The organism is Streptomyces sp. NBC_01171 (assembly GCF_045039805.1).
Lineage (GTDB): Bacteria > Actinomycetota > Actinomycetes > Streptomycetales > Streptomycetaceae > Streptomyces.
Window position 1 is genome coordinate 2,463,366 of record NZ_CP108609.1, and the last position, 12,463, is coordinate 2,475,828.

Below are 12,463 nucleotides of genomic sequence, written 5' to 3' on the forward strand. Positions count from 1 at the left end.
CGAGGGGGACTGATCCGTAACTTACGGTTCCGTAGGTACGATGCGGTTCATGACTGCGTCCGTTTCCGCCGCGCTCAATCTGCCGGAACCCGTCAAGCCCCGGCTCCGTGGCTGGCTGCACCTGGGCATGTTCCCGGCCGCACTCATCGCGGGCCTGGTGCTCACCGCCCTCGCCGACTCCACCCGGGGCCGCATCGCCTGCGGCATCTACGCCCTGACGGCGTGCCTGCTCTTCGGGGTCAGCGCGCTGTACCACCGGGGCAACTGGAGCCCCCGGGCCGACCGCATCCTGCGCCGCCTCGACCACTCCAACATCTTCCTGATCATCGCGGGCACCTACACCCCGCTCACCCTGCTGCTCCTGCCGGGCAGCAAGGGCCAGGCGCTGCTGTGGGGCATCTGGGCCGCCGCCCTCGCAGGGATCGCCTTCCGCGTCTTCTGGGTCGGCGCGCCCCGCTGGCTGTACACCCCGTGCTACATCGCCATGGGCTGGGCCGCCGTCTTCTTCCTGCCCGACTTCATGCGCACCGGCGGCGTCGCCGTCCTGGTCCTGGTGGTCGTCGGCGGCCTGCTGTACAGCGCCGGGGGCGTGGTCTACGGCATCAAGAAGCCGAACCCCTCACCGCGCTGGTTCGGCTTCCACGAGGTCTTCCACTCGCTCACCCTGGCCGCGTTCATCGTGCACTACATCGGCATCTCGATGGTGGCCTACCAGCACGCCTGAGGCCGTACGGGGGCTGGTCCGGCGCGCGTGCCATCCTGACCGGGTGAACGGACCCGTGATCCACCTCGAAGTCGCCCCGGACCTGCACCTGTTCGTGCCGCACGCCCACCGCGCGGGCAGGGCCGGGCTGGGCACCGACGGCGTCTCCTCCCTCGGTCATGTCGTGGAGTCCCTCGGCATCCCGCTGACCGAGGTGGGCGCCCTCACCGTGGACGGCCGCGAGGTCCCTCGCGCCTACGTCCCGGCCGACGGCGAGTCCGTCCACGTCGGCCCGGTCCCCCGCCCCCAGCAGGTACCCGGCGCCCCGCTGCGCTTCCTGCTCGACGTGCACCTGGGCACGCTGGCCCGCCGGATGCGCCTGCTCGGCGTGGACACGGCGTACGAGTCCACCGACATCGGCGACCCGGCGCTCGCCGCGCGCTCGGCGGCCGAACGCCGGGTGCTGCTCAGCCGGGACCGGGGCCTGCTGCGCCGCCGCGAGCTGTGGGCCGGGGCGTACGTGTACAGCACCCGGCCCGAGCAGCAGCTCCGGGACGTGCTGGAGCGGTTCGCCCCGGAGCTGGCCCCCTGGTCACGCTGCACCGCCTGCAACGGCCCACTGCACCCGGCCTCCAAGGCCCAGGTGGCCGACCGGCTGGAGGCCGGCACGCGGGACACCTACGACGTGTTCGCGGCGTGCGGGGAGTGCGGGCGGGCGTACTGGAAGGGGGCGCACCACGAGCAGCTGGAGGCGATCGTGGCGGAGGCGGTGCGGTTCCGTTCCGGGCTGGGCTAGTTCTTCCCGGCGCCGTCAGTTCTTGGTGCCGTCCACGATGACCGGGGTGCCGCCGGAGCCGCTGCCGCACGGAACGGCGTACACCGGGTGGGCCTTGGCGGCCTCCCGGTAGGCGTCCAGACACTGGTTGTACAGCACCTTGTCGCTGAGGGAGCGTTCCAGGATCTTGTTGGCGCGGGCGGTGCCCTCGGCCTCGATCCGCTTGCGCTCGGCATCCGCCTTGGCGGTCCGCGCGGCCTCGACGGCGCGCTCGGTGGCCTGCTCCTGCTGGATCTTCTTGTCGATCTGGCCCTGCAACTGCTTCGACGGCCGTACGTTGCGCAGATTGACGGTGGTCACGTCGATCCCGCGCGGCGCCAGCCGCTCCTTCACCAGGCGCTCGATCTCGGCGCTGATCCGCTCGCGGGCGGAGGCGTACCCCTCAACGCTGGTGTGCCGGGCGAAGACGTTGCGGATGATCTCCCGGCTGTCCGGCAGCACCAGCCGTTCCTGCACGGCGTCCTCGCTGCCCGCCAGCCGGTACAACTCGACCGCCTTGCGCGGGACGACGGCCCACTTGATGGTGACGTCCGCGTACAGCACCCCGCCCTGCGAGGAGCGGACCTCCACCCGGTCGTCGCCGCCCAGGTCGAGGTCGACCGGCCGGGTGGAGAAGGAGGTGACGTCGGTGAACGGCGACTTGAGATGCATGCCGGAGGTCAGCGGGGTGCCGACCCGGCCGAACGTCACCGGGACGCCGACCTCATAGGCGCTGACCACATGGACACAGGCGACGACACCGGCCAGGACCCCACCCAGGGCGCCGAGCGCGGCCCCGATCTTCCAGCCGGCCTCGGCTCTGCCACGTCCGACGAAGAACAGCACGACCGCCGCGACGAGCAGCAGTATGGACAGCACGAACACGGGCTTCCCCCCACAGGATGCGCCACCCCTTAGGGGCGGCGGGCAGCGCATCGTAGCGGGCACAGGTGTACGGGAAGTAGCCCTGTGGGGTGCCTGGTTCGGTCAGTTGTCGTCCAGCGCCGCGCGCAGCGCGTCGGGGTCGGTCACCGGGGCCTCGCAGGTGAAGTTCCGGCACACGTAGGCGGCCGGCTCGCCGCCGACCAGGGGGCGGTGGGCGAGGAGGGGGAACTCCTCCCCGTCCGGGGTGCCCACCGCGACGACCGCGCCGGGGGCACCGGTGAGGAGGGCCGTACGGTGCAGGGCGGCGGTGCGCTCGTCGGTGAGGGACGGGCCGACGACGGCGACCTCGCGGGGGCCGTCGAGCTGCGCCTCGGCGGCGGCCAGGCCCCAGCCGACGAACCGGGGCACCCGCGGCCCGAGCGCCTTGACCACACCGAGCGCCTGCTCGGCGGCGGCCCGGTGGGCCTCGGAGCCGGTGTGCGCGGCGTAGGACAGCAGGGCGGCGGCCGCGGCGGACCAGCCGGAGGGGGTCGCGTTGTCGGTCGGGTCCTGCGGGCGGCGGATGAGCTGCTCGGCGTCGGAGGCGGTGTCGTACAGCGCGCCGCTCTCCGGGTCGGTGAAGCGGGTCATGACCTGGTCGAGGAGGAGCCCGGCGAAGTCCAGCCAGACGCCCTCGCCGGTGACGGAGGCCAGCGCGAGGAAGCCCTCGGCGACGTCGGCGTAGTCCTCCAGCACCCCGGAGTTGGCCCCGGCCCGGCCGTCGCGGCTGGTCCGGGTGAGGTGGCCGTGCTCGTCGAGGTGGACCCGGACGAGGTGGTCGGCGGCGGCGACGGCCGCCTCGACGAGGTCGGGGCGGTCGAAGTAGGCGCCGGTCTCGGCGAGGGCGGCGATGGCGAGGCCGTTCCAGGCGGCGACGACCTTGTCGTCCCGGCCGGGCGCGGGGCGCCCGGAGCGCTCGGCGAGCATCCGCTCCTTGACGGAGGCGATCCGCCCGGCGTCGAACACCCGCTCCGACTGCGGCAGTTGGAGCACGGACTGGCCGTGCTCGAAGGTGCCCTCGTCGGTCACGCCGAAGTACTCGGCGGCGAGGTCGCCGTCCTCGTCCCCGAGCAGGGCGCGCAGCTTCTCGGGCGTCCAGACGTAGTACGCGCCCTCGACGTGCTTACCGGTGCCGTCGTCGCTGTCGGCGTCCAGCGCGGAGGCGAACCCGCCCTCTTCGGTCCGGAGTTCGGCGACGAGGAAGTCGGCGGTCTCCAGCGCGACACGGCGGGCGAGGTCGGAGCCGGTGGTGCGCCAGAGGTGGGCGTAGACCCGACAGAGCAGCGCATTGTCGTACAGCATCTTTTCGAAATGGGGCACGACCCAGTCCCGGTCCACGGAGTAGCGGGCGAAGCCGCCGCCGAGCTGGTCGTAGATGCCGCCGCGGGCCATCCGCTCGCAGGTGTCGCTCGCCATCTGGAGGGCGCCCTCGGAGCCGGTGCGGGCGTGGTGGCGCAGCAGGAACTCCAGCGCCATGGAGGGCGGGAACTTGGGCGCACCGCCGAATCCGCCGCGCTGCGGGTCGTACTCGCGGGTGAGCCCGAGGAGGGCCTGCGCCAGCTCCTCCTCGCCGGGCACCCCGGCCGCCTGCTGGACGATCTCCCGCTGGGCGAGGTCCCGCGTGATCTTCCCGGCCACCTCGGTGACCTCGTCCCGCCGGCCTTCCCACGCCTGGTGCACGCCCTCCAGCACCTGCCCGAAGGAGGGCATGCCGTGCTTGGGGCGGGGCGGGAAGTAGGTGCCGAAGTAGAAGGGCTCGGCCTCCGGCGTCAGGAACACGGTCATCGGCCACCCGCCCTGCCCGGTCGCCGCCTGCACCGCCTCCATGTACACCGCGTCCACATCCGGCCGCTCCTCCCGGTCGACCTTCACACTGACGAAGTTCTCGTTCAGGTAGTCGGCGGTGGCCTGATCCTCGAAGGACTCGTGCGCCATGACGTGACACCAGTGGCATGCGGAGTACCCGACGGACAACAGGATCGGCACATCCCGGCGCCGAGCCTCCTCGAACGCCTCCGGCCCCCAGGGGTACCAGTCGACCGGGTTGTCAGCGTGCTGGAGCAGATACGGCGAGGTCACGTCGGCTAGCCGGTTCATGCGATCCAGCCTCTCACAGTGCCGGACACGACCTTGGGGAACGGCGCGAGCCGGACGACGTCCCGCTCGGTCGGACGCTCGGCATCCCGGAACAGTCGGCCGTACCTCCGTGCGAGCGCCGCGAGTCATGACCGCCGTTCCCCGCGGCCGCACTCCTGATCCACGCCCCCTCGCGCTCCCCCCGCCCCCGAAGCACACTGTTGCGCACAGGAGTTGGCGGTGAGGGGGACGTATGCGGGACGGGCATCGGGGTGAGGCCGACCGGTTGGTGGTGCGGGCCGTGGAGGAGGAGGTGCGGCGGTCGGGTGGGCGGTCCGACGGGCAACTGCTGCTCACGCGGGCGCGCGCCGCGCTGGACGGGATGGCGGGGGCCGCGGCGGAGGAGTACGCCGCGTACACCCGCGCGCTCGACGAGTCCGAGGCGGACCGGCTCAGCTTCGGCCGGCGCTACGCCCGCGAGGGCGCCGGCACCCCGCTGCTGGTGGCCGCCGTCGCGGCGGTCGCCGCGGCCGTCGCCGACCTGTCCCTCGGCACCGGCGCGGGCACCGCGCTCGGCGCGGGCGTAGTCGTCGGGGTCGCCGGGGCCGCCGCGACGGTGGTGAAGGTGGCCGGTACGCATCTGCCCGCCGCCCATCACCGCAAGGGCGCGGCGAGCCAGCCCGGCGGGCCCGAGCAGTTGCGGCTGCAGTGGCTGACCGCGCTGGAGGTGCGCGGCATCCGCCCCTTCCTGGACCAGCAGCGGATGCTCGCCGCCTCCACCGCGCAGGGCAAGAAGACCGGCCCGGCACTGCGCGGCGCGGACAAGAGCGCGGCGGCCCGGCGCCGGACGGTACTGGAACAGTCCTTCGGCCAACTCCCCGAGCCGGAGGACCTGTTCGCGGGCCGTACGGAGGAGCTGGCGCGGATCGGACAGTGGGCGCGGGCCGCCCGCGCGGAGTCGGAGACCCGGCCGACGGTGATCGTCCTGCACGGTGAGCCGGGCTCGGGCCGCACCACGCTCGCCGTACGGGCGGCGCACGAGCTGCGCGACCACTTCCGGGGTGCGGTCGTCGTCGACCTGCGCGGCGACGGCCGCGAGACCCGGCCGCTGCCCACCCGCGACGCCCTGCTGCATCTGCTGAACCGGCTCGGCGCACCCCGCGAGCAGTTGCTGTTCCGCGAGCACTCCTCCCCCGAACAGCAGGTCAAACGGCTCGGTGAGCTGTACCACCAGCACCTGGCCGGGCTGCCGGTGACGATCGTGCTGGACGACGCCTCCGACCCGGCACAGGTGCGCGCGCTGATCCCCGAGCGCTCCGACAGCCTGGTCCTGGTCACCTCCCGCACCCCGTTGGAGCTGGACGCGGACCTGCCCGCCTGGGTGCACCACCTGCCCGTCAAGGCGCTGGACGCGGCCGGTGCCGAGGAGCTGCTGACCGCCTCCGCGCAGGACTCCGACCACCCCTACGACGCCGAATCCACCGCGCGGATCGCGGAGCTGTGCGGCGGGCTGCCGCTGGCGCTGCGCTGCGCGGGCTCGGCGCTCGGCTCCCGTTCGGCGAGCGGGCTGGCCGTGGACCTGGCCGCGTACGGACCCGTCGAGCCGGTGGAGCGGGCGCTGTGGCTGCGCTACTCCGACCAGCCGGAGCCCGCCCGCCGGCTGTTGCGCCGGCTCGCGCTGGCCGGCCGGGCCTCGCTGGGCGTGGCGGCGGCCGCCGCGCTGCTGGGCACCGGCGAGGAGGAGGCGGGCCGGCACCTGGCCGCGCTGGCCCGCGCCGGGCTGCTGGACCATGTGCGCGGCGACCGGTACCGGCTGCACCACCTGGTCCGTGCCTTCGCCGAGGCCCGGCTGCTGGACGAGGAGGAGCAGGCCGAGCGCACGGCGGCGCAGGAACGGCTGATCGTGAACTACGCCGAGCTGGCCGACTCGGTGCTGCGCCTGGTCGACGGCAACATGTCGACGCGGTCGGACCGCTTCGGCTCGCACGGCTTCGTCTCGCTGGAGGAGGCGCTGCGCTGGCTGGACGACGAGACCAGCTTCATCACGGCCACCCTGCGCCAGGCGGAGGGCGTGGACCAGGGCGCGGTGCTGAACCTGCTGGGCGCGCTGTGCGACTACTGCCTGCTGCGCGGCGACCTGTACCGGCTCGGGGAGATCAACGAGCTGGCGCAGGCCGTGGACGAGGGGCTGCTGGTCCGCTCGGTGCAGTGGCGTACCGGTATCGCGGCCCGGCAGCTCGGTGAGCTGGACAAGGCGCGCACCACGCTGGCCTCCGTGGTGGACCTGTACCGGGAGGCGCACCACGACGCGGGCGCCGCCCGTGCCCTGTGCTCGCTCGGCATCACCCTGCACCACCAGGGCAACCTGACCGACGCGGCGGCCAAGCTCCAGGAGGCGATGGACCTCCAGACTCCCCCGCAGCTCGCCACCGACCGTGCCTGGACGATGCACGCACTGGCCGCCGTACAGCGCGACCGGGCCCGGCTGCCGGAGGCGCTGGACCTGCTGAAGCGCTCGCTGGTGCTGCACCGGGCGGGCGGCTCGGTGCACGGCGAGGCGTGGGCCCACTACCAGCTCGGCCAGCTCGCCCTGTGCCTGGGCGACGTGCCCCGCGCGGAGGACGAGCTGCGGGCCGCGCTGGAGCGGTACGGGCGGACCCGCGACGCCCGCGGCGAGGCGTGGGCGCTGACCCAGCTCGCGCGGGCCCGGCTGGTCGACGGGGACGCGGCACCCGCCGAGGAGGGGCTGCGCCAGGCGGCCGTCAAGCACCGGGACAACGAGGACGCGCGCGGCGAGGCGTGGACGCTGTACCACCTGGGGCAGGCGCTGGAGGAGACCGGGGACCTGGACCGGGCGGTGCGGGAGCTGGAGCGCTCGCGCACGATGTTCTCCCGGATGCGGGACGTGTACGGGCTGGCCTGCGCCCGGCACCACTCGGCGCGGGTGACCCGTGACCAGCGGGCCGCGCAGACCGGCTCGCTGCGCAACTCCGGGTTCGCCCGCCAGTTGCTGGTCGACGCCCGCGCCGACTTCCAGCGGGTCGGTGTACCGCACGGCGAGGCCTGGACCTGCCTGGAGCTGGCGGTGGTGGACGCGGGCAACGAGCGCACCCCGCAGGCGCTGGCCCTGTGCGACGAGGCGCTCGGGCTGTTCACGGCCTACGGTGACCGGCGCGGCGAGGACTGGGCACGGTTCCTGCGCTGCACCCTGCTGCCGTACGCGGCGCCGGGCGGCACCGAGGTGGGCACGGCGGTCGCCCAGGAGGAGCTGGCCCGCCTGGTCCGCGCCGCGCACCCCGCGCGGGACGAACGCCTCAGCGACTGCGCCCCGGCGTACGCCCTGCTGCTGGAGCGGGGCGTGAGCCTGGAGTCGGGCTGGCAGGCGTGGCGGCTGCGCATGACGCCGGCCCGGCACGCCCGCGATGTGCTGGGGGTGCCGGTCCCGGCGGAGGCATGAGCGAGGCACCGGCGGGGCGCGGCCGAGGTTCCGGTCGCGCCCGTCGGTGGGTTCCCGCCCGGCGGGGTCAGCCCTGCCGGGACTCGGTCTTCGTGGCGGAGGTCTCGCCCTCGGCGGGCGCCTCCTTGAAGTCGACCTTGCCCATGTGCTTGCTCATGGACTTCATCAGCCCCCAGACGGCCAGGGCCATCACCGCGAACACGATGAAGCCGAGGACACCGGGGGTGACCTTGTTCTCGTCGATCTCCTTGGCGAGAGGGACGAGATGCGTCACTGCGAGGCTCACGCTTGCGCTCATGTCAGGCATTGTCCCGGATGCCCGCGAAGAGGTCGTCCTCGGGGAGGGAGGTGTCCACGAGGGACTTCGCCAGCTCGTACTCCTCGGTGGGCCAGACCTTCTTCTGCAGCTCCATCGGGACCTTGAACCAGCCGCCGTCCGGGTCGATCTGGGTGGCGTGCGCGATCAGCGCCTTGTCCCGGATCTCGAAGAAGTCCGCGCACGGAACATGCGTGGTCAGCGTGCGCTCGACCCGCTCGAACTCCTTCCAGCGCTTGAGCCAGTCCCCGTACGGCGACTCCAGCCCGCTGTCCAGCATCGCCTGGTGCAGGGCCTCGGTGCGGGGGCGGTTGAAGCCCTGGTTGTAGTACAGCTTCTGCGGCTGGTAGGCGGGGCCGAACTCGGCCTCCGGGTACCTCTCGGTGTCCGCCGCGCCCTCGAACGCCACCATCGAGATCTTGTGGGTCATGATGTGGTCGGGGTGCGGGTAGCCGCCGTTCTCGTCGTAGGTGGTGATCACCTGCGGGCGGAACGCGCGGATCTTACGGACCAGCTCGCCGGCCGCCTTGTCGACGTCCTCCAGCGCGAAGCAGCCCTCGGGCAGCGGCGGCAGCGGGTCGCCCTCGGGCAGGCCGGAGTCGACGAAGCCGAGCCACTCCTGCTTGACCCCGAGGATCTCGCGGGCCTCGTCCATCTCCTTCTTGCGCACCTCGTGGATGTGCTCCTCGATGTACGCGTCGCCCTGGAGCTTGGGGTTGAGGATGGAACCGCGCTCTCCACCGGTGCAGGTCACCACCAGTACGTCCACCCCGTCGGACACGTACTTCGCCATGGTGGCCGCGCCCTTGCTCGACTCGTCGTCGGGGTGCGCGTGAACGGCCATCAGTCGTAGCTGGTCAGTCAAGACTCGTTCCTTGTTGGTCGGCGCCCCGCGGTCGGTGGGGCAGTCAACGGGTGCCGTGCCTGGGGCACGTCGTCCATGGGGCGGCGGTCGGAGGGCGGGCGGCAGGCTTCTATAGTGACCGAATCGGGGGGCGAATAATTCCGCGGAGAGGACGATCATGGCTACGGCGAGCACGCGGCTGCCCGAGGGCCGCTACGGCCGCTCCTCGGACGAGCGTGCCGACCACCGGCTCAAGATCCTCGGCGCGGTGCTGGGCGTGGCCCTGCTCGCGCTGGTCGGCTACTTCGCCTACCACTACGTCGCCAAGAACGAGATCAGCGCCCAGGTCATCACCTTCCAGGCCACCGACCACGCGGTCCGGGTGCACCTGGAGGTCCACCGGGACGCCGGCGTGGACGGTTACTGCACGCTGCGCTCCCAGTCGGCCGACGGGGCCGAGGTCGGCCGGGCCGACTTCCGCTTCTCCGGGCCGGACACGCGGGTGGACAAGGTCGTCACGCTCCGTACGACCGCCAAGGGCGGCACCGCCGAACTGCTGGGCTGCCACACGGGCTGAGGCGTCACCCGGAATGCGTACGGCGTGACCTGCGCTGATGCGATTCTGATGGCTTATGTCCTCCCCCTTTCGCCCCTGAATTGTTAGGCTCGTGGTTTCGCCCATCCAAGAGAGAACATGCTTCTGGGTAGGGCGATGCTTTGTATCCCCAGTACCGACGAGGAGCACCCTGTGACCCAGACCAGCGAGAACGTCACCTGGCTGACCCAGGAGGCGTACAACAAGCTCAAGGACGAGCTTGAGTACCTTACTGGTCCTGCGCGCACGGAGATCGCGGCCAAGATCGCGGCTGCGCGCGAGGAGGGCGACCTGCGCGAGAACGGCGGGTACCACGCGGCCAAGGAGGAGCAGGGCAAGCAGGAGCTGCGCGTGCGCCAGCTCACCCAGCTCCTGGAGAACGCCCAGGTGGGCGAGGCCCCGGTCTCCACCGACGGGACCGTCGCACCGGGCATGGTCGTCACGATCGCCTTCGACGGCGACGAGGACGACACGATGACCTTCCTGCTCGCCTCCCGCGAGTACGCCAGCTCCGATGTCGAGACGTACTCCCCGCAGTCACCGCTCGGCTCGGGCGTGATCGGCCACAAGGTCGGCGAGGACGCGCAGTACGAGCTGCCGAACGGCAAGAAGGCCATGGTCAAGATCCTCAAGGCCGAGCCGTACTCGGGCTGACCCCGTACCCCCTTTTTTTCCGGCCGGCCCCCGGCGCCCTCGCGGCGCCGGGGGCTTCGTCGTGTCAGGCGGTGGCCGAGCGGTACTTGCGGACCGCCAGGGTGCGGAAGACCGCGACGATGAGTATCGAGTAGATCAGCGAGGCCCACACGGGGTGCTGCATGGGCCACGCGGTGGACGTGGACCCGCCGGGGTTGGCGAACAGCACACGGGCCGCCTCGACGGTGGCGCTGAACGGGTTCCAGTCGGCGATGTGCCGCAGCCACGGAGTCATGTTGCTGGTGTCCACGAACGCGTTGGACAGGAAGGTCACCGGGAAGAGCCAGACCAGGCCGCCGGAGGTGGCCGCCTCGGGGGTGCGTACAGAGAGCCCGATGAGGGCGCCGATCCAGGTGAACGCGTACCCGAGCAGGAGCAGCAGGCCGAAGGCGGCGAGCACCCTCAGGGCGTTCGTGTCGCCGTTGGACCCCACCCGCCAGCCGACCAGCAGGGCGACCGCCGCCAGCACCAGCAGGGTGAGCGCGGTCTGCACCAGGTCGGCCAGGGTGCGCCCGGTCAGCACCGCGCCGCGGGCCATGGGCAGTGAGCGGAAGCGGTCCACCAGGCCCTTGTGCATGTCGTCGGCGATGCCAGCGCCGGCGCCCGCGGTGGCGAAGGTGACGGTCTGCGCGAAGATCCCGGCCATCAGGAAGTTGGTGTAGGCGGTGGCGCTGGTGCTGCCGCCGATCTTCATCGAGCCGCCGAAGACATAGGTGAACAGCACCACGAACATGATCGGCTGGATGAGCCCGAAGATGACCACCTCGGGAATCCGGACCATGCGGATGAGGTTCCGCTGGGCCACGATCAGTGAGTCGCGGACGGCCCTGCTGAAGGGGTTGGCGGGCGCCACGGCCCGCGCGCTCTCGCTGACGGCACTCACTTCACGGCCCCCTCGGTGTCGGTGGTGTTCTCGGCGGCGCCCGGCCGGGCCTCGGCGGTGTGTCCGGTCAGGGAGAGGAACACGTCGTCGAGGGTGGGGCGGCGCAGCGCGATGTCGTCTATCTCGATGCCCCGGGTGTCCAGCTCCCGGATGACCTCCGCGAGGAGCTTGGCGCCGCCGGTGACGGGGACGGTGAGCTTGCGGGTGTGCTGATCGATGGTGGTCTCGCCCTTGCCGAGGGCGCGCAGCACCTCGGCGGTGCGCGCGATCCGGTCCCGCTCGTGCACCACGACCTCGACGCGCTCGCCGCCCGTGCGGGCCTTGAGCTGGTCGGAGGTGCCCTGGGCGATGACCCGGCCGTGGTCGACCACGGCGATGTCGTGCGCGAGGTGGTCGGCCTCCTCCAGGTACTGCGTGGTGAGCAGCAGGGTGGTACCGCCGGAGACGAGCTGCTGGATGACCTCCCAGAGCTGCTGGCGGTTGCGCGGGTCGAGGCCGGTCGTCGGTTCGTCCATGAACATGACGGGCGGTGAGACCACGAGCGCGGCGGCGAGGTCGAGCCTGCGGCGCATGCCGCCGGAGTAGGTCTTGGCGGGGCGGTCGGCGGCGTCGGCGAGGTGGAACTGCTCCAGCAGTTCGGCCGCGCGCTCCTTCGCGGCCTTGCCACGCATCTGGTAGAGCCGGCCGACCATCTGGAGGTTCTCCCGGCCGGTCAGATACTCGTCGACCGCCGCGAACTGGCCGGACAGGCCGATGGAGCGGCGGACGGTGTCAGGGTGTTTGAGCACGTCCACACCCGCGACGACCGCCCGGCCGCTGTCAGGGCGCAGCAGGGTGGTCAGACAGCGGACGGTCGTCGTCTTGCCCGCGCCGTTCGGCCCGAGCAGCCCCAGGACCGTCCCCTCGGGCACGTCGAGGTCGACGCCGTCCAGTGCCCTTACGTCCCCGAAGGTCTTCACCAGACCCTCGGCATGGATGGCGCCCGGCATGATCTCTCCCCGTCGTCGGTGGTGCACGGCACATGACTGGCACGCGGACCCGGCACCCCCCGGCGAGCGAGCGGCGATCCGGCCCCCACGTCACACACCGTAACGCGATGTATCGCGTCTCTCAACGGGTTTTCGGCTTCCCTCCCCGAACGAGTGACACGGCGGCCGG

11 protein-coding genes are annotated in these 12,463 nt (G+C 72.2%); 5 read left to right on the forward strand and 6 right to left on the reverse strand.

Going from position 1 to position 12,463, the window contains the following annotated elements; translation table 11 throughout:
• The first annotated feature begins 40 nt into the window (after window positions 1-40).
• The gene (locus OG448_RS11170; protein ID WP_405553200.1) at window positions 41-724 is read left to right on the forward strand and encodes a hemolysin III family protein; all 684 of its coding nucleotides are present in this window, start codon (window positions 41-43) and stop codon (window positions 722-724) included.
• 43 nt (window positions 725-767) lie between these two features.
• Window positions 768-1,499, forward strand: a complete 732-nt coding sequence (locus tag OG448_RS11175) for a Mut7-C RNAse domain-containing protein (RefSeq protein ID WP_405553202.1) — start codon at window positions 768-770, stop codon at window positions 1,497-1,499.
• Between the two features lie 15 nt (window positions 1,500-1,514).
• Here OG448_RS11175 and OG448_RS11180 read toward each other — a convergent pair whose 3' ends face one another.
• Both OG448_RS11180 and OG448_RS11185 read right to left on the reverse strand, forming a co-directional pair.
• Window positions 1,515-2,396 carry a prohibitin family protein gene (locus OG448_RS11180; protein WP_405553204.1) on the reverse strand — a complete coding sequence of 294 codons (882 nt, stop codon included), beginning with the start codon at window positions 2,394-2,396 and terminating at the stop codon, window positions 1,515-1,517.
• A gap of 108 nt (window positions 2,397-2,504) precedes the next feature.
• The gene (locus OG448_RS11185; RefSeq protein ID WP_405553206.1) at window positions 2,505-4,538 is read right to left on the reverse strand and encodes a thioredoxin domain-containing protein; all 2,034 of its coding nucleotides are present in this window, start codon (window positions 4,536-4,538) and stop codon (window positions 2,505-2,507) included.
• Window positions 4,539-4,770: 232 nt separating this feature from the next.
• On the opposite strand from OG448_RS11185, the gene OG448_RS11190 reads away from it, so the two are divergent.
• Window positions 4,771-7,974: a tetratricopeptide repeat protein gene (locus OG448_RS11190; RefSeq protein WP_405553208.1), complete on the forward strand. Its 3,204-nt coding sequence runs from the start codon at window positions 4,771-4,773 to the stop codon at window positions 7,972-7,974.
• Window positions 7,975-8,041: 67 nt separating this feature from the next.
• Here OG448_RS11190 and OG448_RS11195 read toward each other — a convergent pair whose 3' ends face one another.
• The gene (locus OG448_RS11195; protein ID WP_078873247.1) at window positions 8,042-8,281 is read right to left on the reverse strand and encodes a hypothetical protein; all 240 of its coding nucleotides are present in this window, start codon (window positions 8,279-8,281) and stop codon (window positions 8,042-8,044) included.
• Window positions 8,274-9,155, reverse strand: a complete 882-nt coding sequence (gene mca, locus OG448_RS11200; protein WP_391294921.1) for a mycothiol conjugate amidase Mca — start codon at window positions 9,153-9,155, stop codon at window positions 8,274-8,276. Before mca ends, OG448_RS11195 begins: the two co-directional genes overlap by 8 nt.
• Window positions 9,156-9,312: 157 nt before the next feature.
• Between mca and OG448_RS11205 the strand changes: the two genes are divergently transcribed.
• Both OG448_RS11205 and greA read left to right on the forward strand, forming a co-directional pair.
• Window positions 9,313-9,711, forward strand: coding sequence for a DUF4307 domain-containing protein (locus tag OG448_RS11205; protein ID WP_381092716.1), 399 nt, complete (start codon window positions 9,313-9,315; stop codon window positions 9,709-9,711).
• 171 nt (window positions 9,712-9,882) lie between these two features.
• The gene (gene greA / locus OG448_RS11210; protein ID WP_405553211.1) at window positions 9,883-10,383 is read left to right on the forward strand and encodes a transcription elongation factor GreA; all 501 of its coding nucleotides are present in this window, start codon (window positions 9,883-9,885) and stop codon (window positions 10,381-10,383) included.
• A gap of 64 nt (window positions 10,384-10,447) precedes the next feature.
• Here greA and OG448_RS11215 read toward each other — a convergent pair whose 3' ends face one another.
• A complete protein-coding gene (locus OG448_RS11215; protein ID WP_405553213.1) occupies window positions 10,448-11,305 on the reverse strand; it encodes an ABC transporter permease in 858 nt (285 codons plus the stop codon).
• Window positions 11,302-12,294 (reverse strand): ATP-binding cassette domain-containing protein, encoded by a 993-nt coding sequence (locus tag OG448_RS11220; RefSeq protein ID WP_405553215.1) that lies wholly within the window; start codon window positions 12,292-12,294, stop codon window positions 11,302-11,304. The genes OG448_RS11215 and OG448_RS11220 overlap by 4 nt, the downstream gene beginning before the upstream one ends.
• Window positions 12,295-12,463 lie beyond the last annotated feature (169 nt).

Bases quoted from the DNA above. Each gene is read 5' to 3' on its own strand.
- OG448_RS11190 (WP_405553208.1), top strand. From the start codon at position 4,771: ATGCGGGACGGGCATCGGGGTGAGGCCGACCGGTTGGTGGTGCGGGCC.
- OG448_RS11205 (WP_381092716.1), top strand. From the start codon at position 9,313: ATGGCTACGGCGAGCACGCGGCTGCCCGAGGGCCGCTACGGCCGCTCC.
- OG448_RS11170 (WP_405553200.1), top strand. From the start codon at position 41: ATGCGGTTCATGACTGCGTCCGTTTCCGCCGCGCTCAATCTGCCGGAA.
- OG448_RS11185 (WP_405553206.1), bottom strand. From the start codon at position 4,538: ATGAACCGGCTAGCCGACGTGACCTCGCCGTATCTGCTCCAGCACGCT.
- OG448_RS11220 (WP_405553215.1), bottom strand. From the start codon at position 12,294: ATGCCGGGCGCCATCCATGCCGAGGGTCTGGTGAAGACCTTCGGGGAC.
- OG448_RS11195 (WP_078873247.1), bottom strand. From the start codon at position 8,281: ATGCCTGACATGAGCGCAAGCGTGAGCCTCGCAGTGACGCATCTCGTC.